This window comes from Snodgrassella sp. ESL0324 (genome assembly GCF_013344955.1).
In the GTDB taxonomy this organism is placed as follows: Bacteria; Pseudomonadota; Gammaproteobacteria; order Burkholderiales; family Neisseriaceae; genus Snodgrassella; species Snodgrassella alvi.
In genome coordinates, this window is record NZ_JAAEDS010000014.1 from 131,422 (window position 1) to 154,864 (window position 23,443).

The following is a 23,443-nucleotide window of genomic DNA, read 5'->3' on the forward strand; positions in this document are numbered from 1 at the left end:
GTTAGTACATACAGTACCAACTGCCTGTTAAATAAAAACTAAAAATTACAACTCATCATTATTACCAATTGTGGCCAGAATTTCATTACGTTGCTGCTCGGCAGCCTCGCTCTGACCGGATTGCTCCAGTACTTTAGCTAATAACAATCTGGTTACATTATTATTACTGGCCTGCAAACTGGCTTCGAGATAAGTCTTTGCCTTTCCCCACAGTTGTTGCTGATAACTTAACTCACCCATCAACAATAGTAAGTCCGGGTCTTGCGGATTTTGTTGTAACCACTTATCAACGGTTACCATATTTTTTTGCTGTTCTTTACTGCTTAGATATTGATTGGCCTGATTAAATGCAGGTAATAGTGAAGCATCATGAGTGCGCGGATAATATTTTTTTACCCATTTCAATGCCTGAGTATACATACCTAGCTGAAGATATTTTTCTGCAATATTTGCACTAAGTGTACTTTCACGTTCATCTACCGGAATCAAATTAAGACTGCTTTTCAGCTCACCCGGCTCTTTAACATTTGCCAGTAACTGCCGATAAGCCCAGTATTGGTAATTATTCTGTTCGCTTTCGCTTAACGCTCCTGCGCGGCTTAATTTATCAACAGCTTCCAAAACACCCTGAGCATCATGCTTTTCCCAGTCATATCGTAACTGCAACTTAACAAGCTGGGTTAAATTCGGATTGATTTTGGCTGCTGCTTCCAGTGCACTTCTGGCTTGCTGATCATTGTGCTGAGATAAAGCTGATTGAGCCAGAAGCAAATAACGGGAAAGCTGCTGTTTTTCCGGTAACTTTGCAATTTCATCTAAATAACGGTCACGTGTTGTACTGTCATCCATCTGATCAGCACTATGCGCAGCCAGTAATAAGGCCAGAGCACGACTGTGCTGCCCCTGTTTATTACGTAAGACCCGCTCAGCCTCACGCTCAGCAAACTGATAGCGACCTTCAAAGTAGGCTAAACCGGCATGATTTAATGCTGTTTCAACCTGATGGCGCTGATGATTGATACGCCAGTGATGCCAGTGACCGGGTAAATGCACAAAACCCATAATAATGCGTAAAAATATATACAACAGTACTACCGTTAGCAGCACAAGACCAATAAACAGCTGCAGATTGATACGTATCAGAGTTTGCTCAACTACAATATACACATCACCACTGTAATATTTCGCACCCAGTACGACACCCACTGCAACAATAAACAGAACAATCAACCATAATAGAGATCTCATAATGAATGGTCTCCTTGTCTGGAAGATGACGCTGCAGAAGCATTATTACTGTTTACAGGGCTAGCCTGTTGTTGTTCGGTATGTACCGGTACATTGCTGGCAGATGATGCACTTAAATCCGGCAATGCCGTTGACATATCCATTCCAGACTGATTCTGGTATTCACGTACAGCAGCCAGACTGGCTGACAGACTATTGTCCTGACTAGTTTGCACGTTAAGTGTCTTTAACTGAGTTAATTCTTTCAGCCACGACTGCGTTGCTGCTGAACCACCGTCAAAATATTGCTTAACAGCAGTTTCTGCACCATTTAAATCAGCAACATAGACTTCTCCGCGGCGCTGAATCAGAGCAATACGTGCATCCAGCAATCGCAGCCGCAGATTTTCACGTACAAAATATATCTGTTCAGGCGACATTAGCATTGAATCATTGTGATTAATGTGACGCACTTCGACCATACTGCGTAAAGAGTGCAAAGTATTTTGCCATGTACGCTGCCACCATGAAGCATTTGGATTCACCGGTGTATTACTTGTCACTCCGGGCTGTAACTGACTTTCAACTACTAACGGCAGACCTGCTATAGCAGACTCAAGACGATTCAGACGCAATGAAACACTGGCAACATCCAGATAAGGCCGGTTTTTCAGATTTTCCAAATCACTGCTTATAGCCTTTTTGATAGGCAGCAATTGCGGCTGGTCAAAGCGGGACAGCCGGCCATCCAGACTTTCAAGTACATTAACTGCAACAGGAACATTACCGGAAATCAGCAACTGCTGAGAGGCAAGATTCAATGTAGCTTCTATTTCATCAACCAGCCAGTCAGTGCGATTTTTTACCAGCTCCTGATAGGCACGGGTAAGCCGGTCTACATTATCACCCTGAGTTTTCTGCTGGGTTTGAATTTCCTGCAACTGACGGCTTAACTCATCAATGCGTGTCAGGCTGGTTTCTATCGAAACAGCAGTTTTGCTGGCACTAATCCCCGCATTGTCAATTTTCTGATCAAATTGTAGCTGCTGGTTTTTAAGCTGATTCTGCCCCTCAACAAATAAAAACCCACTGGCTCCCAGAGCCAGTAATGATAATACCAGTGCGCCCAGAGCAATTCCCTTACCTGAGCCGGATTGCGACTGTTTTGCCGGAGATGGCTGAACAGGAATACTAGATGCAGAAGCATCTGATACTGTGTTGTTTTTTTGGGAATTCATAGTTTGATGTGTCGTGTTTAGATCTTTATTGGTAGCTTCAGTAACCGCAGAAGTAGCCGATTCGGGCGGAGCACTAACTTCGCCTTGTTTATTCACCAGCAATGGCTGCTTTTCCTGTTCAGGAGGCTGGCCAGCCTGTGCATTCTGTTGTTCACTCATTCGGTATACTCCCTACTTTATATAATAGGTTAACAGCACTACTGAAGAAAATAGCATCAGGTGCTGCGTGAATGCAAAAGTGCCAGTCCGCGACATAAGTCCGGAACATGAAGTGTCTTGACACCATATCCGGTTAACGCGGCATCTATGCGCGGATGGTGAACTAAGTATAACAAGCTTTTGCTAACTGCGTACAAATCCGGAGGTAATTGAGTAAACCACGCTTGAACTGCGGCAGTTGTCGTCATATACACTGCCTTCAAATTTCCCTGTTCAGCCTGTGTTGAAATAACTGACCAGTTTATAGGTACCGGATTTCGCTGATATACTTCTGCTACCTCAATTTGCCATCCTAATTGATGCAGTTGCTTAATCAGCCAGTCGCGGCCGCCTATACCTCTAATAAATAGCAATTTACCTTTACGCTGCTGCCATACAGGCAAATGTAAAACTGCTTCACTATCATGTCCGTTTTCCGGATAAACAATCTGTTTAAATCCATAACCGGATAATGCCGATGCCGTAGCAGCACCCACTGCCACATGTATTAATTTATCAGAACGTGAAACATAATTTGCAGCAATATGTACGGCACTTGGGCTAACCCAGAAAATAATATTCTGACTCTGGCTTTGACCAGATAGCCGGTTTAAAGCCGCTGATTGTGTCTGTAATTGCAGATATTCAAGTAAAATAGGTTGCCAGCCATAACGAATGCAACAGTCTATATCGGCAGTGGCTGCCAGCTGCGGACGCATCAGCACCAGACATGGTAAAGTATTCATCGGATAGATAAAACATCATTAATTAACTGCTGCGCACCTTGATCAGCTAGCTGCTGTGCAACCATCAGACCCAGCTGCTCTGCTTCACTAATATTTGCCTTTTCACTGGCTCGCAACACTGTTACACCATCTGCAGATGCCACTAAACCACGTAACTCAAGCATGCCGGATTTTTCAGTACAATACGCTGCCAGCGGTACCTGACAGCTACCACCAAGTACACGTGCCAGAGTGCGTTCTGCAGCAACACAGGCTGCTGTAACAGGATGGTGTAATGGTTGTAATAAAGTCAGTAAGTCCTCACGATGAGCGGCAACCTCTATAGCCAGCGCCCCCTGACCAGCAGCTGGCAGCAATATTTCTGGAGATAATATACACTGAATTCGCTGCTCTAAACCCAGTCGCTCAAGACCGGCTGCAGCAAGAATAATTGCAGCATATTCCTGTCTGTCAAGTTTATCCAGACGTGTTTGCACATTACCCCGCAGAGGCTTTACCTGCAAATCAGGATACAGCAACCTAATCTGAGCTTCCCGACGCAGACTTGAAGTTCCGACTATGGCATTAGCCGGTAAATCAGCCAAACAGCTAAACTGATGAGAAACAAATGCATCAAACGGATTAGCCCGCTCAGTTATTGCTGCCAAGATAAAGCCATCCGGAAGTTGCATAGGAACATCTTTAAGAGAGTGCACAGCAATATCTGCTGTTCCCTTTTGCAAGGCTAACTCAAGCTCTTTTATAAATAATCCCTTACCACCTATTTTGGATAAAGACTGATGCAATATCTGATCACCCCGGGTTGTCATACCCTGAATTTCAACAGATAACCCCGGATATGCAGTCTGAAGACATTGCTGTACATAATGAGCCTGCCACATAGCCAAAGTGCTCTCGCGGCTGGCAATGACTAAATCATTTTTTGTCATATTAATTTACAAGAATCTAGAAAATCAGAACAGAAATTTTAGCACTAACTAAAATTTGATTTTGATATACCACCCATATCAGCAGGATAAAGAATGTGCTTCAGGACGTTGCAGTAATTCATTAACCAGACCAGATACACCAGCCTGAGCCGGTGCGCGAATAATCTGTACATTTTGCAAGCCATCAATCGGCTGGGGATCAACAAGGTAAATTTCAGCGTTCGGTGGTATAAACTGGATTAGACCAGCGGCCGGATAAACCTGCAAGGAAGTGCCAATGATAATTGCAATATCAGCTGAACGCATCACTTGTATAGCCTGTTCAATCATAGGCACTGCCTCACCAAACCAGACAATATGCGGCCTCAACGGAAAACCATTAACATCAACATCTGTTACTTTCTGATCCCCCGGGCAATCCACAATATAATTTTCATCAACACAGCTTCTGGCTTTTAATAACTCACCATGTAAATGTAAAACATGAGTACTTCCGGCTCGCTCATGCAAATCATCTACATTTTGAGTAATTATATCTACATCATAACCATCTTCCAGACGTTTCAGAGCAACATGAGCAGAATTGGGTTCGGTTTTTAGCAGCTGACGTCTTAGGTGATTATAAAAATTAAGCACATATAATGGCTGACGCTTAAATGCCTCCGGTGTTGCCACATCCTCTACACGTTCACCCTCCCACAAACCTCCCTGATTACGAAAAGTCTGTAAACCGCTTTCAGCACTAATACCGGATCCGGTTAATACAACAATATGCTGTCTGTTTGAGTTGGGCATAAATTCCATCATCAGATATGTATAAAAGCCGTAATCGCTGCTTTCAGTCGTTGTAATCCTGCCTGTAAATCAGCATCACTCAATAACAAACTCGGAGCCAGACGCAAGACATTATTACCGGCAACCAAAACCAGCAAACCATGTTGTAAAGCCAATTGCATTAACTGAGCAGCCTTTCCGGAATATGCCTCAGACATAACACAGCCAAGTAGTAATCCCTGACCCCTTACCTGAGAAAATACACCAGTTGATTCAGCAAGTTCCTGCAAACCTGCCTGTAATTTTTTCCCTTGCTGAAGCACATTCTGCATTGTTTCCGGTGTATTAATAATATCAAATGCAGCACAGCCGACGGCACAGGCCAACGGATTACCACCAAAAGTACTGCCATGGCTGCCCGGTGTAAAACTGTTTCCTATCTGAGCTTTGGTCAGCATTGCACCAATAGGAATACCACAACCCAAAGCTTTGGCGCTGGAAACTATATCCGGCTGAACATCATAATATTGATGGGCAAACAGCTTTCCCGTCCGCCCCATACCTGTTTGTACTTCATCAAAAATCAATAAAGCCTGATGCCGGTCACAAGCCTCTCTGGCTGCCTGCAAAAATTCTTCAGTTGCCGGCAATACTCCGCTTTCCCCCTGAATAGGTTCAATGACAACTGCACAGGTTTTATCGTTAACAGCTGCCACAATGGCTGAGGAATCATTAAACGGAATATGTTTAATTCCGGTAGGTAAAGGTGCAAAATCATTGCTGTATTTAGGTTGCCCGCCTACTGATACCGTAAACAAAGTACGTCCATGAAATCCGTTTACACAAGCTATAATTTCATGTTTTTCAGTTCCGGCAAAATGATCTCGTGCATACTTGCGAGCCAGCTTGAAAGCAGCCTCATTGGCTTCTGCTCCGGAATTACAGAAAAATACTTGCTCGGCAAAGGTATTATCTACGAGTCTTTTTGCCAAATCCTGTGCCGGCTGTGTTGTATAAATATTAGAAATATGCCAAAGCTTGTGTGCCTGTGCAGTCAGTGCCTGAATTAACGCAGGATGGCAATGCCCCAGTGCATTAACAGCAATACCGCCGGCTAAATCTATATATTCCTGACCATTATCATCCCACACCCGACTGCCCTGTGCATGATCCGGCAGTATAGGTGCAAAAGTAAAATTCGGGGTTAAGTAGTTGTGCATTTTTCTCTCTATTTATTATAAAAACATAATTTGATTTGTAAAATTATATATTGTTACAGCAATCATGAATTAAAGTCTGATGAATTAAAATATAGCCACAAAACAACTAAATTTTGTATAAACAATACAAGATTACCACTTAGATAATAATAAATTCAAATATGTATGCTATTTAATCAAAATATATCAATATCTTTTGCCGCTTAATAATTAAATTTGAAATTCTTTTCACTAAAACAGATACAAGCACAAGCCATGGATTAAACTAGGTGTTTAAAAAACAGTCCTGATTAAATTCAGATTTGTCAGATTGATATAGACAAAAACTACTTCTATCATATTAATATCACATCTGACGTAAGCGATTAATCCGGTTATCCAGTGTCGGATGAGTACTAAAAAGAGCATCAGCAGTTTCACTGGCAATTCCAAAAGCCTGCATACCAGCAGGTAAATGACTGGTTTCACCTTTTAATCTTTGCAGCGCTGCTATCATTTTAGGCGCACCAACCAGACGCGCTGCTCCGGCATCTGCACGATATTCGCGCTGGCGACTAAACCACATAACAATTAAACTTGCCAGAAAACCAAACACTGTCTGCAAAATCATACTTACCATATAATAAACACCATGAGACACCTCACCATCTTCTTTTCGGGCTACAACATCAGCAATGCGGTTAGCCCAGAAAAAAACAAAAGTATTAACCACTCCCTGCAACAAGGTCATTGTCACCATATCTCCATTGCCAATATGAGCCATTTCATGAGCAAGCACGGCTTCTACTTCATCCTGCGACATACTATGCAGCAGACCAGTACTTACTGCCACCAGTGAACTGTTACGTGTAGCTCCGGTAGCAAAAGCATTAGGTTCAGGAGAATCATAAATAGCCACCTCGGGCATAGCAATATTCCACTGACTGGCCAGACTGGCAACTGTATTTAACAGCCATGCCTCTGCAGCTGTTTGCGGCTGACCGATAATCTGTCCATTAACAGAATTAAGTGCCAGCGTTTTGGACATTATCAAAGAAATAATAGAACCGGTAAAACCAACAACAGCAGCCAGTAATAACAAAATACCATTGCCATTACTATAAATATTAATACCTAAAAGTGCACAAAGAATATTCAGAACAACATTAATAACAATGATGACTGCAAGATTGGTAGCAATAAACAATACAATACGTTTCACATTATGCCCTTTTAATTTCTGTGAAAATTCATCAGTACAATAATATCAGTGACATAAAAAATAATAATATTCATTTTTCATTTAATCTGAAAACTGATATTTTATTTATAAGTTCATAAATCAATTATTTAAAAGTTTTCGAAATCAAAACCTAAAATTATAATAAAAAGCATATAATGACATATCAGTATATGCTTGAATAATATTATAGCGCTGAAATTTCAAAGACGTACTTGCCCCTGCCCCATAACGATCCATTTCTGACTGGTTAAACCATATAAACCCACCGGACCGCGTACATGGACTTTGTCAGTAGAAATTCCAATTTCTGCGCCTAAGCCATATTCATACCCATCAGCGAAACGAGTTGACGCATTCACCATAACACTAGATGAATCTACCATACGCAGGAATAACTGTGCATGAGATAAATCATTTGTAATAATACTGTCTGTATGATGACTACCATAGTAATTAATATGACTGATGGCTTCACTGACATCATTGACTACTTTTATTGAAAGAACCGGAGCCAGATACTCAGTTGACCAATCAATTTCTGAAGCTGGAATAATATCATTATGCAAAATTTTCTGAGTAAGTTTACAGCCTCGTAACTCAACACCTTTTTCTGCATATTTTTGTTGAAGTACAGGTAATAACTCTGCTGCACGGCTAACATGAACCAGCAAAGTTTCCATAGTATTACATGTTCCGTAACGCGATGTTTTTGCATTTACAGCAATATTAATCGCCATTTCTGCCTCTGCAGAAACATCAATATACACATGGCATATACCGTCCAAATGTTTGATAACTGGTATACGTGCTTTTTCATTTACCCGCTGCACCAGACCTTTACCGCCCCGCGGAATAATTACATCAATATATTCAGATAAACCCACCAGTATATCCACACCGGCACGATCAGTATTAGTCAGCAGATTAACAGCATTTTCTGGTAAACCGGCTTGCTTTAATGATGATGTAATGACCGAAGCGATTGCCTTATTAGTATTGATTGCTTCGCTGCCACCCCGTAACACACAGCTGTTGCCTGTTTTCAGGCATAATATGGCTGCGTCCAGAGTCACATTCGGGCGAGATTCATAAATCATACCTATTACACCTAACGGCACACGCATTTTACCGAGCGTAATACCATTAGGCAGTACACGAAACTCATCCATTTCACCCACAGGATCCGCTAATGCAGCAACCTGATGTACACCATCAATCATTGCCGCTATCCTGCTTTCATTAAGTTGCAGCCGATCAAGTAAAGCAGTATCTATTCCCTGTTTTCGTGCTGCACTTATATCAGTTTCATTAGCAGCAAGAATCCTATTTCGTTCAGCAGACAGACCCGATGCAATAAATGACAATAACTGATTTTTCTGTGCAGTAGATGCCATATTAAGAGCATAACAAGCATCTTTGGCTGCTTTAGCCATTTCAGTAATATACTTGGTTAATTCCACGCAAATCTACTTTCTACAAAGACAACACAAAAATCATTCGTATTCTCATATAAAATCACACAAGATACATTTACCCAACTAAAACAACCCTTGCATACCCATTAAAAATTATATGATATGTTAATTAAATCCTCTTTCGAAATTGTCTTACAACGACACAATTAATCAATATGCGTATCTGTTGAATCTTTAAACTGAGTCTGAGGTTTTAATACAATCAAATTATCTACTGCACCTATTGCAGCAATATCCTTGCCCGGATAATCAAGTTCAGTGAGGAAATGGCGTATACAATTGAGTCGTGCGCGTTTTTTATCGTCAGATTTAATTACTGTCCATGGCGCATCGCCGGTATGGGTATGGAAAAACATATCGTTTTTAGCTTCGGTATAATCATCCCAGCGATCCAGAGACTGAATATCAACAGGAGAAAGTTTCCAGTGCTTTAAAGGATCATCCCGCCGTGAAATAAAACGACGTAACTGCTCTTCACGGGAAACAGAAAACCAAAATTTAAACAAATATATACCACTATTTACCAGCATACGTTCCAATTCCGGAGTCTGGCGCATAAACTGCAAATATTCATGAGGCTGACAAAAGCCCATTACACGTTCCACACCGGCACGGTTATACCAGGAGCGATCGAAAAATACCATTTCACCGCTTGTAGGCAAGCGCTCAATATAACGCTGAAAATACCATTGACCCTTTTCAGTTTCAGTAGGCTTTTCAAGAGCCACTACCCGTGCACCACGAGGATTAAGATGCTCCATAAAGCGTTTAATCGTTCCTCCCTTACCCGCTGCGTCTCTTCCTTCGAATAAGGATACAATTTTCTGACCCGACTCCTTAACCCAGTTTTGCACTTTCAAGAGTTCAATTTGCAATTTAGCTTTTTCTCGTTCATATGTTGAACGTCTCATCCGGGTACGATAAGGATAATTTGAAGGTAAAGGTGCTGTAGATGAATCTTCATCAGTATGCCTGCCTTCCAATACACTTCTCTCAAAAACTTTCAATCTTGCTTCTCTATCATTCGTACTAATTTCATCAGACTGCTCGGGCTGAGATTGTTGCTCACTCATATTGTTCCTTTCTTTTTAAACCAAAATCAGGCATAAAATTTATTTTAAAAATTGTGATAATTTATTTAAACATTGTAACTCAATGTTATGCAGTTACACCAAATAATATGACAAATTTAAAACAAACTATCGATATAATTTTTATATATTTACAGACATGCTATTCCCAAATTCAAATTTATATATTTAAAAATATATTTTACACATTGAATTTTAAGAACATTATTAATTAATTAAATATTAATGATTTAATATATTTATATTTCAACAGTTAACAAAAATGGACAATCCGAATGATTGCCCATTTTAGTAAATTACAATTTTATCAATACAAATTTTTAAAATAATGAGTCTAACTGACTATTAGTACCAGATTGCGGGACAACTGGTACTTCTCCGGCCTCATCTGCATCACCACTTTTACCATTCGTTTTGGCCGTTACCGGTCCGTCAGCACGATTATCCAGTGGTAAATCAGGATTAGTTGTCTGATGTTCTTTAAGAAAATATTCTCCGGATTTCTGAATAATACCGGCCGGAACAGGTGTATTAACTATAGGTTTGCCTTTTAATGCATAACGCATATATTCCAGCCATACCGGTACAGCAATTGTACCCCCAAAAGCTGAGCGTCCCATACTGCGGGGACGATCATATCCTATATACACTGCGCTAACGATGTTCGGATTAAAGCCTACGAACCAAGCATCCTTATTATCATTAGTTGTACCCGTTTTACCTGCAATATCGCTACGCCCGAGTGCGTGTGCACTATAAGCTGTACCATGATTAACTACATCCATCATCATGTGATATAAAATGAATGCATTGCGCGGATCAATAGCCTGTGGCGCATTCTGCTTGGCAACTAATGGCTGCATTTGCGCACGCAGGTTACCACGACTGTCATAAATCCGGTCAATGACATAATTGGAAACTTTAAAACCACCATTTGCAAAAATAGCATAACCTTCAGCCATCTGCATTGGTGTTACCTCACCACTGCCAAGTGCCATGGATAGGCTATTCGGAATCTGATCCAGACGAAAACCAAAATGCTGGACATATTGTCTGGCATAGTCAACACCCATAGCCATCAGTATACGGATGGAAACCATATTTTTAGATGCAGTTAAAGCCTGACGTAACGTAATAAACCCAGCATAACGACCGTCCGAGTTTTTAGGTGTCCAAGCACGTCCGCCTGCACCCATTCCCGGCATAACAATCGGAGCATCATTTACCACCGTCGCCGGCGTGAAGCCTTTAGCAATAGCTGCTGAATAAATAAAAGGCTTAAAAGAAGAACCGGGCTGACGTTTGGCCTGAGTCACACGGTTAAAACTTCGGCGATAAAAATCATAACCACCTACCAAAGCTTTTACAGCTCCAGTCTGGGCATCCAGAGCAACAATCGCCCCCTGAAGCTCCGGCTGCTGTACAATTCGATAACTCTTACCATCACCCCGCACATGTACCACTGAGCCCACACGTACGGCAGCGTCATCCAGTTTCGCATTATTAATGGTTCGTTTAATCCAGTTATAACTACTACCGCTAATTCTGCTTTCGCCTACACCGCCTATGTACACTACAATTGAATTTGAACCAAGTTCAGTTACTACAGCCGGCAACATACCGTCTACAGCAGAACGATTTGCCAGATACTGTTCTATCTGCTCATCACGAATATCTTCCGGAATTTTACTCAGGTCAAAAAATCCTTCCGCCCCGCGGTAAGCCGAACCCCTATCAAAATTATTCAATGTTTTACGCAATGCTTCTGTTGCTACAGCCTGATCCTGTGAATTAACTGTTGTATAAACGCGAAATCCCTGCGTATAGGCTGCATCACCATATTTTTCATACATTTGCTGGCGAACCATTTCAGCAACATAGAGCGCATTCTGATCTATAGGCTGCTGATAATGAACGTAATTTAATGGTTCTGCAAAAGCAGCATCAGCCTGAGCAGGTGTAATTTTGCCCATTTCCACCATATTATTGAGAATATAACGCTGGCGCATTTTAGCCCGTTGCGGATTTACAACAGGATTAAAGGTGGAAGGAGCCTTAGGTAAACCAGCCAAAATCGTTGCTTCTGCCAAGTCCAGTTTTTGTACTGGTTTATTAAAATAAACCAGAGAAGCAGCAGCAAACCCATAAGCACGCTGCCCCAGATAAATCTGATTAAAATAAAGCTCAAGAATCTGATCCTTACTTAATTTCTGTTCAATCTTGTAAGCAAGAAGCGCTTCATTGAATTTACGCGTATAGGTGCGCTCATTAGTCAGATAAAAATTACGTGCTACCTGCTGAGTAATCGTACTGGCTCCGGATTGCACACCACCGGTCAGATTTGTAATCAAAGCACGGGTTACACCAATAAAATCTACTCCGCCATGATCATAAAAACGTTTATCTTCAGCGGCTACCACTGCATCTTTCAGTACCTGAGGAAAGTCATTGATTCTTGTAAAAGCACGTTTTTCCTCTCCAAACTGCCCCAGCAGTTTATTATCGGCTGAATAAATTGTAAGTGGCAGTTTGGGTTGATAATGCGTCACTGCTTCCAGAGAAGGCAGCTTCGGATAAGTAACCATAATCGCTACTGCCAGCAAACCGACAGCAAAAAGCGCCAGCCCGGCAAGCAAACCTACGGTTGAAAGTAATAATTTTCTAATCATAATCAACTAATTTTCATTTAAGGCTGCGAAATATATCCAAAATAAAGTAAACTTTGGTCTTAAATTTGTTAGCAACACAGAACAGTAATTTTCAACACCCGACATTACCCGTTTGATAAACAGACAGAAAGCCCTTTCATGAAACTGAATAATTTCAAAATAAATTCAAAGAATAAGAAGGTGGCCACAACATCCTCGAGACAAAGTCTTGGTATCAGTATTACTGATAAAAGCATTAATATGGTGCTATTAAATGCACGCAGTTTAAATCAATTTCGTCTCGAAAAATACGTTGTTGTCCCTCTGCCAAAAAATATTGTAGGTAATGGCAGTATAGAAAATCATGAAGAACTTGTTGCTTACCTGCAACAGGCAAAACAAAAACTGCAAAGTAATTGCCGGAACATTACAGCGGCAATTTCACAAAAGCAGGTGTCAGTCCAATTCCTCGACCGTGATCCGAATACAGAGTATACCGAAGAAGAACAAATTATGGCTGAACTGAGTCAATATGACTCTCTGGATGAAGTCAGTTATGATTATCAGAAGATTGATGCAAACGATCAGGGAAAAGAATGTCTGTTGCTGGTTAATGGTAAGCGGGACGATGTTAACATACTGATGGATGTCTATACTGATGCCGGAATAATACCCAGCCAGATGGATGTAGATTTAATGGCGATAATGAATAGTGCCATCACCTGGATTAATTTCAGACAACCTGAACTTACCAATAAATGTGTTGCAGTCTTCAATATTGATTACAGTGAAACCCAGGCAATTATCATGTGCCACGGTAAATTACTCTACAAACAGGAAATTAATCTTGGCTATGATCATTTAATGCAGTCTCTAAGACGCAACTATCAGTTAACCGAAGAAGAAGCATGGAACATGCTTTATAATCCTTCCAAACCTGAAGATTACAATACAGCCGTAGCTCAGCCGTTCCAGCAACAGTTTATTCAGGAAATACAGAGGGTATTGCAGTTTTACTTTACTTCAGCCAGTCAGGAAAACGAAATTGATGAAATCCTGATTTTTGGCTATGGCAATAAAGGTGCTAATGAATTTACTGAAAGTATTATTCAGCAGACACGAATACCTGCACAGCAAATCAACCCTGTATTACTGGCACAGCCAAGTGATAACATTCCACAGGCGAAATTACTTCAAGACAGCAGTTTATTAACCGTTCCATTTGGTCTGGCTATAAGAGGATTATAAGATGTTACCTTTATTAAAAATTAACCTGCTGCCTTACCGCGAAGCTTTACAAGCGAAGCAAAAAAAGCAATTTCAGACATTATTAGCCGGAGCTGCCCTGATTGGGTTCGGTCTGGCATTCCTCGGTTATCTGGCTGTTGAAAGCAGAGTGAGCAGTCAGGAAAGCCGTAATCTGGTGTTAGAGAACGGTATTAAAAAACTGGATTCAGAAATAGCAGAAATTTCCAAGCTGCAGGAAGAACGTAAGAACTTTATCGCGCGACAGGAAAAAGTCGAAGAACTATCAAACAAACGATTTGAAGCCGCGCGTATACTGGATACATTAAATACTGTAGCACCTATGGGATTGTACATAACCAGTATTGAAGCTCAGAATTCCTCTACATACATAGTCAATGGTAAAGCATTCAGTGATGCTAAAACTGCTGCATTCATGAATGCAATACCTGGACAATTATTCAGCACTCCGGAATTACTCAATATTAAACGGGTAAATAATGTACAAGAATTCAGTATTCGTATTCCTCTGAATAGCAACATCGGGCAACCATATGACATGGCTCAGGTAAATCAGAATACTAATCCAATCTCAACAGATACTGCAGATCAAAATGAGGCAGCGTCTGATGCAGCAGCCGCATCAAACTGAAGGAGCAGTTGAACATGGCAAAAAATATTGACTTGAAAGCAATTGATTTAAACTCCTTACCTCAGCAAAGTAAACCTGTACAATTAGGTATTGCCGGAGCAATCATTGTTATTATTCTAATTCTCGCCTACTTCTTTGTTTACAGTGGCTTAAATGGACAAATCAGTCAGCTGCGTGAAGAAGAGGAAAAACTGAAACAGACATATACGGAAAAAAGCAGACAGGCAGCTCATCTGGATGCTTTAAAAGCAGAACTGGATTCTATTAATGGTTCATTTAATATCTTATTAAAGCAGCTGCCGACACAGGCTGAAATTCCGAATCTGATTCAGGAATTACATGAATGCGCAACCAAAAACGGACTGAATATGGACAGTGTAACACCTGCCCAGGTTCAAAATACCGAATCAGATAATCAAACTGACAAAAAGTCTGAACAGCAGGTAATTCAGACATTACCTTATAACATCACCCTGACAGGCAATTACAATCAGATTAGTCAGTTTCTCCGCGATGTAGGAAAATTATCACGAATCGTAACGTTAAACTCAATTGTTATCAAACGGAATGAAAAAGATAATACGCTTACTTTGAACGCGGTTGCCAATACCTATAAAGCACTGACCGATGCAGAAATAAAAGAACAGAAAAATGATAAAAAATAAACCTAGTTTCTGCAAAACAGTACTTTATAACATATATGCAACGGATAAATTATGAATAAATATTTACTTTTTCTTGGTCTTTTCGCATTAGGTGCCTGTTCTTCAGCAAATGAAGATTTACATGAATGGATGCAAAATACCAGACAGCAGGTAAAAACTCAGAATGTTAAACCCAATGAAACCAAGTTAAATATTCAGCCTACTTATACGCCACCTGTACAACCAAAACTGAATATTTTTGATCCGGCAAGATTTAAAGCCGGGTTACAGGGTTCGAATGCACCTGATTTAAACCGGCCTAAACAAATTCTGGAAAATTTTTCTTTAGATGAATTACATTACGTTGGATTGATAAAGGGTGCGGGTAAAGCTCCTTCCGCATTTATCGCTGTGAACGGACATGTATATACCGTTAATGTGGGAAATTATCTCGGACAAAGTTACGGACGTATTACAGCAATAACGCAAGATGAAATCGTTATTTCAGAATTAGTTGAAGATTCGTATGGTAACTGGACAACACATCGTGCCAGCTTACCTTTACAGGCTGCAGACAGCACCTCCACGGAAACATCCGAACAAGACGACTGATACAAGTAACCCATTTAAGAATAAAAGGTACCAAATATGAAAATGAAAACCATATCTATTTTATCCACTCTGGGTCTGGGTTTACTGAGTCAGAGTATAATGGCAGGTAATATTACTGCTATTAATGTCGGTGCACTGCAAAATCAACAGCGATTGATAAAAATTCATTTTGATAAAGACCCGGCACTACCACGGGGTTTTACAACCGAAAATCCTGCACGTATCGCACTGGATTTTGCAAGTACCGGTTTAACCGTACCGCAGAATCTGCTCAAATTTGATGATTCTGTATTACAGCAGATTGAAGCTGGTCAGACAGCTGACCGGACACGCATCATGCTTTCACTATCAAAAGCAGCACAATATAATGCAACCATAAAAGGTAATGAAGTCTGGGTTTATGTACAAGACCCGCATCCGGTTAAAAACAAAGTAAAAAATAAACAAGCTTCTGTTGATGCCGAACCTGCTCCGGTATTCAATGCACCTTATCCGGCACCTAATATAACTGAACAAGTAGTTAACCGTCAGACTTCCAGTGCAGCAGATAATGCCTACAATGTTGCTGATCCGGTGCCGGTTAATGTAGATTTCCAGAAAGGAAAAAACGGTAATGGTGTGGTTTCCATTATCGGACTGAATGGTAAAGCACAGCCAACCATTAAAAGTAATGCTGCCACTCTTACTTTAACCTATAAAAATGTTCCCTTATTAACTGAACAGCAACGTAACTTGGATGTTACCGATTTCAGTACACCGGTACGAGCCATACGTTTGCGCAGAATCGGTAACGACACTGAAGTCAGCATTCAGATGCAGGGTGACTGGGACTATACTCAAATGACAAGCGGCAATAATCTTGTCCTGCAGATTTCACGTAAATTTGATGTAGAAAATAAGGGAATACAAGCTAATAATAAATCATTTAAAGGTAAACGCGTATCTCTGGATTTTCAGGATATTGATGTTCGCACTATTTTACAAATTCTGGCAAAAGAATCCGGTATGAATATCGTCGCCAGTGACAGCGTTCAGGGCAAAATGACTATTTCATTGAAAGATGTTCCATGGGATCAGGCTCTGAATCTGGTTATGGAAACACGAAATCTTGATATGCGCCGTGAAGGAAATGTTATCAACATTGCTCCGCGTGATGAATTCATGTCCAGAGATACTGCCTCTCTTGAACAACAAAAGAAACTGGATGATTTAGGTCCGTTAATTTCTCAGACATTCCAGCTTAAATACCGCAGTGTAGAGGATTTTAAGAAAATATTGCATTTGTCGGATGACGGTAGCTCAAACGATAGTAAAAGTATTCTGAGTCCTCGCGGTAGTGCCTTACTTGATCCGGCAACTAACACTTTAATTATTACTGATATTAGTAGTGTAATTAAAAAATTTGAAAAACTGATAGCTCAGGTTGATATTTCTTCTCAACAGGTATTGATTGAAGCAAGAATTGTTGAAACTACAGATAGTTTCGCGCGTGAATTAGGTACCAAGTTCGGTTATACTAGAGGAACTACCCATACTGATATTGGTGGTACAGTTTCTCTTCAGGATGATAATAAAGGTACGACCCGTAATCCGAATTTTGAACTTGGATTTCCAAATATCAATCTAGGTGTAACTAATCCTACTTCCGTTGTATCCTGGGTACATAAATTTGCTTCAGGTGCGTTAGCTTTGGAACTTTCAGCATCTCAGGCTCAAGGTAAAACCAAAATTATTTCTTCACCCCGTGTATTAACTCAGGACCGTAAAGAAGCCAAAATTGAATCAGGTTATGAAGTTCCGTACCAGGAAGCTACTTCAAGTGGTGCCACCTCAACCAGTTTCAAAGATGCTGTCTTGGGGTTGAAAGTAACACCACAGATTACTCCTGACGGCAATATCATTATGACATTAAATGTACAGAATGATCGCCCGATTGCCTGTTCAAATGTCGCACCGGATGTACTTCGTTCAGGCGATATCTGTATGCAAAAACGCAATGTTGTTACCCAGACCATGATTGAAAATGGCGGAACATTAATCATTGGCGGCATTTACAATGAAAATAATGAAAATAGTATAGATAAAATACCTTTATTAGGTGATATTCCGGGCATTGGTAATTTATTTAAACACAGAAAGAATACCCAGCAACGTAATGAATTACTTGTTTTCATTACACCCCGGGTAGTTGATTCTTCCAGCGCACCTTTGAAATATTAATTAACCTTTTCACCAAAAACTTAGCCAGCCTGTAAAACAGGCTGGCTTTTTAATTATTAAATATCAGCTAGGAAAAAACATTTATTAGTTATATTTTCTATTTATCAAATATAACTAATTTTCTCGCTATTATTTTTTAAAGTCAGAAAAACAGAAATATACTCATTGACAGATTATGCTATTCATCAAGTATCTGCATCAGTTTACTAATGCATAAACTACAGCTCTCAGTTACAATAACAGACATGGATAATATAGCTGGCAATCTGATTCTGATCGGTTTGATGGGAGCAGGTAAAACTACTCTTGGTAAACAACTGGCAACAAAATTACATCGCGATTTTTATGATAGCGATCAAGTAATATGTGAACGTACTGGCGTATCTATTCCCACTATTTTTGAAGTTGAAGGAGAAGCCGGTTTTCGGTTTCGGGAAGCGGCGATTATCAGCGAGCTGGTGCAGCAAAAAAATATTGTTATTGCTACTGGCGGCGGTACTATTTTACAAATCGAAAACCGACTTAAACTGCAACAAAATGGTCACGTTGTTTATCTGCATGCACAACCGGAAATACTGTTAAGCAGAATTCAGCACGACAAAAACCGACCACTACTTCAAGTTTCTGATCCTCTGGCAAAATTGCAAGAACTATATACCGTACGTGATCCTATCTATCGTGCAACAGCACATACCATAATAGATGTAGACAGTCCTTATAGCTCCAGGACTATTAATCGATTAATTCGATTATTACGATATCCCTCTCAACAACTCTCTCTTTTATAACCCATCATGTATACCCTTTCTGTTGCAACTGCTTCACACCAGTACCCGATATTTATTGGCAGTGATCTGCTGAAATCCGCACAAAATATTCTTGCTCCTTATTTAAATCATAAGATTGCCATTGTTACCAATGTAACCGTTGCTGAATTGTATCTACCTCAATGGCAGCAAATCATGAATCAGGCAGGCTATGAACATTTCAGTATTATTCTGCCAGACGGAGAACGGTATAAAAATTGGGAGACTCTCAATTTAATTTATGATGGTCTGATGCAAAACCGTGCAGAACGTCAAACCACCTTACTGGCCTTAGGAGGAGGTGTAATTGGCGATATGGTTGGTTTTGCCGCTGCTACCTATCAGCGAGGCGCACCTTTTATCCAGATTCCTACAACACTGCTCAGTCAGGTAGATTCATCAGTTGGCGGTAAAACAGCAATCAATCATCCTTTAGGAAAAAATATGATTGGAGCGTTTTATCAGCCCCAGGCAGTATTTATTGACTTAAACAGTTTGCAAACATTACCAACACGTGAGTTTTCTGCCGGTTTAGCAGAAGTAATCAAGTATGCCGTATTAGGTGATATCGAATTTCTTCAATGGCTGGAAAATAACATCACCGCATTAATGGCACAGAATCCATCAATACTAGCTGAAGCCGTTTATCGTTGCTGTCAGATGAAAGCTGAAATTGTGGGTGCCGATGAAAAAGAAGCCGGTATCCGTGCTTATTTAAATCTGGGACATACATTCGGCCATGCCATCGAAGCAGAAATGGGTTATGGTAATTGGCTGCATGGAGAAGCTGTGGCTGCCGGTACAGTACTTGCCTGCCGTTTATCTGAGCAACTGGGTTATTTGAACAAAAAAGATACGGAGCGTGTTATTGCATTATTAAATCAGGCCAAGCTACCCGTTCTCCCTCCGGCGATGTCACTTAAGGCATGGCTTGGACATATGAGCCATGATAAAAAAGTAATTGATGGAAAATTACGTTTTGTTGCACTCAAACAACTTGGGCAGGCAATGATAGCTGATGATATTGTAACCGAAACACTAGCCACAACTCTGAAACCCTATATCTTGTGAAGCATGTTAGAATCTGCGCCTAATTCTATCATCGACTTTTACATTAAACACAAGATAAAGTATGACTAATCAATCCGATCTCCAGGCGGAAAATAATCACGATCATAAACGCAGCATCCGCAGTTTTGTTCTTCGTCAAGGCCATATGACAGCTGCCCAGCAACGCGCCATTGATACTCAATGGCCACTTTTTGGTATTGATTTTAACCAAAATCAAATTGATTTAGATACCATCTTCAATCGTCCTTCACCGAAAATTCTAGAAATTGGCTTTGGGATGGGAGTAGCAACAGCTGCAATTGCCCAAAACCTGCCTGAGTGTGATTTTCTGGCTATTGATGTACACGGCCCGGGCGTAGGTAATCTGCTAAAACTGATTCAGGAACAAAATATTCAGAATATACGGGTGATGCGCCACGATGCGGTGGAGGTCGTTAATTACATGCTTCATGATAATAGTTTGCATGGGATTCATATTTTCTTTCCTGATCCATGGCATAAAAAACGCCATAATAAACGACGTCTGATTCAGATACCTTTTATTGCCCAATTACTTCCCAAACTGAAACCAAACGGCTATATCCATTTGGCTACCGACTGGCAGGAATATGCCGATCAGATGCTTGAAGTGTTATCCAGCTTCTCTGAATTACAAAATACTGCTGATGATTTTGCTGCCACTCCTGCCTACCGTCCAGAAACTAAATTTGAAGCACGCGGAAAACGTTTGGGACACGGTGTGTGGGATTTGATCTTTGTAAAAAAATAACATCAAGAATTAATAAAAAGTAAAGACATTTAAGGTACAATCAACCTGATTGCATTGCGGCAATTCTTTTTTCTGTTAAATAATATTGCTGTCTTCTAAGGAACTGAGATGTTTCAGAATGTCGAATACTATCCGGGCGATCCCATTCTGGGTCTGATGGATCAATACAAACAAGATTCACGTAATCAGAAAGTAAATTTGGGTGTTGGTGTTTATTATGACGATACCGGCCATGTCCCAGTACTGGAATGCGTTAGCACCGTAGAATCGCAACTGGTTAAAGAAAATTTACCACATGATTACCTGCCTATGGACGGACTGCCCGGTTATCGCCAGGCCTGCCAGAAATTATTACTTGGCAGTGAACATGAAGCTATTAAAAGTGCACGAGTTGCTACCATTGCCAGCCTTGGTGGTTCTGGTGCCCTGCGCGTCGGTGCTGAATTTATTCACCGTTGGTTTCCTCAGGCAAAAGTTTATGTCAGCAATCCTACCTGGGGTAACCACATCAGTATTTTTGAGGGTGCAGGTATAGAGGTACTAAAATACCCCTACTATGATCCTGAAACAATTGGCATTAAATTTACAGAATTAAAACAATTCCTTCAGCAACTGGATGCAGGCAATATTATTTTGTTACATCCGTGCTGCCATAATCCTACCGGTGTAGACCCAAGCCAACAGCAATGGGATGAGCTACTTGAGATTATCAAACAAAAACAACTTATTCCTTTTATGGATATAGCATATCAAGGCTTTGGTGACGATATAAAAACCGATACCTATGCTATTCGTAAAGCTGTTGATTTAGGTTTATGTGTTTATATCAGCAACTCTTTCTCTAAAAATCTTTCAATGTACGGCGAGCGAGTGGGTGGTCTGAGTATTGTCTGCCCGACAGCTGAAGAAGCCCGTCTTGTACAAAGTCAGCTTAAATTTACTGTACGCCGTTTATATTCAAGCCCTCCTGCTCACGGCGGTCATGTCGTTGACCGTGTAATGAACAATAATCAGTTATTCAAGCAATGGGAACAAGAAGTCTATATGATGCGCGATCGTATTCGCGCTATGCGCAGCCGTTTGCATGAAGTCTTACAGGCAAAATTCCCAGAGCGCGATTTCAGCTATTTTGTAAAACAACGTGGTATGTTCAGCTTCACTGGTCTGAATCCGCAGCAGGTTGAACGTCTGAAAAGCGAATTTGGTGTGTATATGGTTGAAAATGGTCGTATGTGTATGGCTGGATTAAATAGCAGTAATATAGAATACGTAGCCAATGCAATGGTTGCTGTATTAAAGTAATTAGTATCTGAACAATGAAACTGGCTGATTATTAACTAATCAGCCAGTTTCATTATTTGTATTACCAACACAATAAATTCAATTACAAAGTAAATTTCTTAATTGGTTGAATGGATAGAAAACCGGCGCAACCGGAAAGCCAATGCAATATTCATGACACCGAATAATGCTGCATAAACACCAATTACCCAAGTTAATGCTATACCGCCCTGCACTGGATCAATTAACAGAATAATACCAACCAAAACCGATAAAATACCGGCGATAATCATCCACCATTCACCCTGAATAGTCTTGCGTAAACGTATTGCAGTTATGATTTGGAATATACCGGATATCAAAGCCCAAGCAGCAATAAATGTAATTAAAACCAGCCAGGTAATTCCCGGAACAAAAAATGTCAGGATACCGGCCAGAATACTTACAATACCCCAAATCAGCATTAACCACCAATCCTGATGACTTTTTCGACCATTAATAGAAATGATTACGCCCATTACACCATCTATTAAAGCATAAACACCGAAGAATATAACCATGACCATTATAGTTATGAATGGATAGAACCACGTTAGCAATCCAAAAATCAATGCAGCAATCCCACGTAAAAGTACTATCCACCAATTTTTTGAAAGTAAATTAGCTAACGGACTGCGAAATGTAAAATTATTCACAATATTTCCTTTAATTAAATGTCCATTTCTAAATGATAAAATATTAATGGATAAGATATCAATAAACGATTGCTATTGATAACGCTTATTTTTATATAACAGCCAGCCATCATGATGACGATGCTTTGGATCATGGTGTGTCCAATGGACTAATCCGCCACGGTCGTTACTGATATATTCACCAGAAAAGCCAACTGTGTCATCACGCTGCAAATCATTCAGCCTCGGCGCTATATCAATATTATGCACTATTAAAACCGTACTATCTGTGCCTGTACGCAGTATAAAACGCTGATGACGACTGCCTTTATTATCATCAGGTAATGTTTTAATAACTTTACCTTCTCCATATACCTGTACTTTATCAAGATTTTCTTTTTGAGCTTGCTCAATTGACACACTTTCCTTTGGATTACTTGCAACAGGTGCAGCAGTAAAACTATGCCGCATAGATTTAAAAGAATTAATTACCTGTTCCTGTGCCTGACTTTTCGGCTGCTCGTCTGTTGTGCTTTGCAACCATAACCATAAGCCCAGTGCCACAATAACCAGCAAAATAACTTTCTTCATAAGTAAAAATTTTGATGTGCAGTTAGTAACAATTTATTTCATCATACAAAATGTAATCAGCGTTAGCAAAATTAATGTTGATATAAATAAAAAAATCAGGCTATCCGAGC

General features: G+C 40.3%; 21 protein-coding genes. 9 read left to right on the top strand and 12 right to left on the bottom strand.

The window, feature by feature from the left end:
- Window positions 1–45: 45 nt before the first annotated feature.
- The 10 genes from GYY70_RS07710 to GYY70_RS07755 form a co-directional block, all read right to left on the bottom strand.
- On the bottom strand, window positions 46–1,248 hold the full coding sequence (locus tag GYY70_RS07710) for a heme biosynthesis HemY N-terminal domain-containing protein (RefSeq protein WP_174831965.1): 1,203 nt from the start codon (window positions 1,246–1,248) through the stop codon (window positions 46–48).
- Window positions 1,245–2,624 (bottom strand): uroporphyrinogen-III C-methyltransferase, encoded by a 1,380-nt coding sequence (locus tag GYY70_RS07715; RefSeq protein WP_238791882.1) that lies wholly within the window; start codon window positions 2,622–2,624, stop codon window positions 1,245–1,247. Before GYY70_RS07715 ends, GYY70_RS07710 begins: the two co-directional genes overlap by 4 nt.
- A 56-nt stretch (window positions 2,625–2,680) precedes the next feature.
- Window positions 2,681–3,409, bottom strand: a complete 729-nt coding sequence (locus GYY70_RS07720) for a uroporphyrinogen-III synthase (protein WP_084562007.1) — start codon at window positions 3,407–3,409, stop codon at window positions 2,681–2,683.
- Window positions 3,406–4,338 (bottom strand): hydroxymethylbilane synthase, encoded by a 933-nt coding sequence (hemC, locus tag GYY70_RS07725; RefSeq protein ID WP_174831966.1) that lies wholly within the window; start codon window positions 4,336–4,338, stop codon window positions 3,406–3,408. Before hemC ends, GYY70_RS07720 begins: the two co-directional genes overlap by 4 nt.
- 78 nt (window positions 4,339–4,416) lie before the next feature.
- The gene (locus tag GYY70_RS07730) at window positions 4,417–5,133 is read right to left on the bottom strand and encodes an NAD-dependent deacylase (protein WP_174831967.1); all 717 of its coding nucleotides are present in this window, start codon (window positions 5,131–5,133) and stop codon (window positions 4,417–4,419) included.
- A gap of 11 nt (window positions 5,134–5,144) precedes the next feature.
- Window positions 5,145–6,332 carry an acetylornithine/succinyldiaminopimelate transaminase gene (locus tag GYY70_RS07735; RefSeq protein ID WP_174831968.1) on the bottom strand — a complete coding sequence of 396 codons (1,188 nt, stop codon included), beginning with the start codon at window positions 6,330–6,332 and terminating at the stop codon, window positions 5,145–5,147.
- Window positions 6,333–6,678: 346 nt separating this feature from the next.
- On the bottom strand, window positions 6,679–7,533 hold the full coding sequence (gene htpX / locus GYY70_RS07740) for a protease HtpX (RefSeq protein ID WP_084547356.1): 855 nt from the start codon (window positions 7,531–7,533) through the stop codon (window positions 6,679–6,681).
- Window positions 7,534–7,754: 221 nt separating this feature from the next.
- Window positions 7,755–9,014 carry a glutamate-5-semialdehyde dehydrogenase gene (locus tag GYY70_RS07745; RefSeq protein WP_370521161.1) on the bottom strand — a complete coding sequence of 420 codons (1,260 nt, stop codon included), beginning with the start codon at window positions 9,012–9,014 and terminating at the stop codon, window positions 7,755–7,757.
- A 161-nt stretch (window positions 9,015–9,175) separates the two neighbouring features.
- Window positions 9,176–10,102 carry a polyphosphate kinase 2 gene (ppk2, locus tag GYY70_RS07750; protein WP_174831969.1) on the bottom strand — a complete coding sequence of 309 codons (927 nt, stop codon included), beginning with the start codon at window positions 10,100–10,102 and terminating at the stop codon, window positions 9,176–9,178.
- Window positions 10,103–10,440: 338 nt separating this feature from the next.
- A complete protein-coding gene (locus GYY70_RS07755; RefSeq protein WP_174831970.1) occupies window positions 10,441–12,789 on the bottom strand; it encodes a penicillin-binding protein 1A in 2,349 nt (782 codons plus the stop codon).
- Between the two features lie 180 nt (window positions 12,790–12,969).
- Here GYY70_RS07755 and pilM point away from each other — a divergent pair, with 180 nt between their 5' ends.
- From pilM to GYY70_RS07800, 9 genes are all read left to right on the top strand, one after another.
- Window positions 12,970–14,016, top strand: coding sequence for a type IV pilus assembly protein PilM (gene pilM / locus GYY70_RS07760; protein WP_174831971.1), 1,047 nt, complete (start codon window positions 12,970–12,972; stop codon window positions 14,014–14,016).
- A 1-nt stretch (window position 14,017) separates the two neighbouring features.
- Window positions 14,018–14,665: a PilN domain-containing protein gene (locus GYY70_RS07765; protein ID WP_174831972.1), complete on the top strand. Its 648-nt coding sequence runs from the start codon at window positions 14,018–14,020 to the stop codon at window positions 14,663–14,665.
- Window positions 14,666–14,679: 14 nt separating this feature from the next.
- On the top strand, window positions 14,680–15,330 hold the full coding sequence (locus tag GYY70_RS07770; protein WP_174831973.1) for a type 4a pilus biogenesis protein PilO: 651 nt from the start codon (window positions 14,680–14,682) through the stop codon (window positions 15,328–15,330).
- Window positions 15,331–15,381: 51 nt separating this feature from the next.
- Window positions 15,382–15,921 (top strand): pilus assembly protein PilP, encoded by a 540-nt coding sequence (locus GYY70_RS07775; RefSeq protein ID WP_174831974.1) that lies wholly within the window; start codon window positions 15,382–15,384, stop codon window positions 15,919–15,921.
- Window positions 15,922–15,957: 36 nt separating this feature from the next.
- A complete protein-coding gene (gene pilQ / locus GYY70_RS07780; RefSeq protein ID WP_174831975.1) occupies window positions 15,958–18,141 on the top strand; it encodes a type IV pilus secretin PilQ in 2,184 nt (727 codons plus the stop codon).
- A gap of 245 nt (window positions 18,142–18,386) precedes the next feature.
- Window positions 18,387–18,929: a shikimate kinase gene (locus GYY70_RS07785; protein ID WP_037394431.1), complete on the top strand. Its 543-nt coding sequence runs from the start codon at window positions 18,387–18,389 to the stop codon at window positions 18,927–18,929.
- Between the two features lie 6 nt (window positions 18,930–18,935).
- Window positions 18,936–20,018, top strand: a complete 1,083-nt coding sequence (gene aroB / locus GYY70_RS07790; protein WP_174831976.1) for a 3-dehydroquinate synthase — start codon at window positions 18,936–18,938, stop codon at window positions 20,016–20,018.
- Window positions 20,019–20,079: 61 nt separating this feature from the next.
- Window positions 20,080–20,787, top strand: a complete 708-nt coding sequence (gene trmB, locus GYY70_RS07795; protein WP_037394437.1) for a tRNA (guanosine(46)-N7)-methyltransferase TrmB — start codon at window positions 20,080–20,082, stop codon at window positions 20,785–20,787.
- A 108-nt stretch (window positions 20,788–20,895) separates the two neighbouring features.
- A complete protein-coding gene (locus tag GYY70_RS07800) occupies window positions 20,896–22,089 on the top strand; it encodes an amino acid aminotransferase (protein WP_174831977.1) in 1,194 nt (397 codons plus the stop codon).
- Window positions 22,090–22,187: 98 nt separating this feature from the next.
- On the opposite strand, the gene GYY70_RS07805 is transcribed toward GYY70_RS07800, so the two are convergent.
- Both GYY70_RS07805 and GYY70_RS07810 read right to left on the bottom strand, forming a co-directional pair.
- Window positions 22,188–22,763 carry an HdeD family acid-resistance protein gene (locus GYY70_RS07805; RefSeq protein WP_202984458.1) on the bottom strand — a complete coding sequence of 192 codons (576 nt, stop codon included), beginning with the start codon at window positions 22,761–22,763 and terminating at the stop codon, window positions 22,188–22,190.
- Window positions 22,764–22,835: 72 nt separating this feature from the next.
- A complete protein-coding gene (locus GYY70_RS07810; protein WP_238791884.1) occupies window positions 22,836–23,333 on the bottom strand; it encodes a DUF3465 domain-containing protein in 498 nt (165 codons plus the stop codon).
- Window positions 23,334–23,443: the final 110 nt, after the last annotated feature.

Coding starts and splice junctions, on each gene's coding strand:
- GYY70_RS07710 (WP_174831965.1), bottom strand. CDS start 1,248: ATGAGATCTCTATTATGGTTGATTGTTCTGTTTATTGTTGCAGTGGGT.
- GYY70_RS07715 (WP_238791882.1), bottom strand. CDS start 2,624: ATGAGTGAACAACAGAATGCACAGGCTGGCCAGCCTCCTGAACAGGAA.
- GYY70_RS07720 (WP_084562007.1), bottom strand. CDS start 3,409: ATGAATACTTTACCATGTCTGGTGCTGATGCGTCCGCAGCTGGCAGCC.
- hemC (WP_174831966.1), bottom strand. CDS start 4,338: ATGACAAAAAATGATTTAGTCATTGCCAGCCGCGAGAGCACTTTGGCT.
- GYY70_RS07730 (WP_174831967.1), bottom strand. CDS start 5,133: ATGCCCAACTCAAACAGACAGCATATTGTTGTATTAACCGGATCCGGT.
- GYY70_RS07735 (WP_174831968.1), bottom strand. CDS start 6,332: ATGCACAACTACTTAACCCCGAATTTTACTTTTGCACCTATACTGCCG.
- ppk2 (WP_174831969.1), bottom strand. CDS start 10,102: ATGAGTGAGCAACAATCTCAGCCCGAGCAGTCTGATGAAATTAGTACG.
- GYY70_RS07755 (WP_174831970.1), bottom strand. CDS start 12,789: ATGATTAGAAAATTATTACTTTCAACCGTAGGTTTGCTTGCCGGGCTG.
- GYY70_RS07765 (WP_174831972.1), top strand. CDS start 14,018: ATGTTACCTTTATTAAAAATTAACCTGCTGCCTTACCGCGAAGCTTTA.
- GYY70_RS07770 (WP_174831973.1), top strand. CDS start 14,680: ATGGCAAAAAATATTGACTTGAAAGCAATTGATTTAAACTCCTTACCT.
- GYY70_RS07775 (WP_174831974.1), top strand. CDS start 15,382: ATGAATAAATATTTACTTTTTCTTGGTCTTTTCGCATTAGGTGCCTGT.
- pilQ (WP_174831975.1), top strand. CDS start 15,958: ATGAAAATGAAAACCATATCTATTTTATCCACTCTGGGTCTGGGTTTA.
- GYY70_RS07785 (WP_037394431.1), top strand. CDS start 18,387: ATGGATAATATAGCTGGCAATCTGATTCTGATCGGTTTGATGGGAGCA.
- aroB (WP_174831976.1), top strand. CDS start 18,936: ATGTATACCCTTTCTGTTGCAACTGCTTCACACCAGTACCCGATATTT.
- trmB (WP_037394437.1), top strand. CDS start 20,080: ATGACTAATCAATCCGATCTCCAGGCGGAAAATAATCACGATCATAAA.
- GYY70_RS07800 (WP_174831977.1), top strand. CDS start 20,896: ATGTTTCAGAATGTCGAATACTATCCGGGCGATCCCATTCTGGGTCTG.
- GYY70_RS07810 (WP_238791884.1), bottom strand. CDS start 23,333: ATGAAGAAAGTTATTTTGCTGGTTATTGTGGCACTGGGCTTATGGTTA.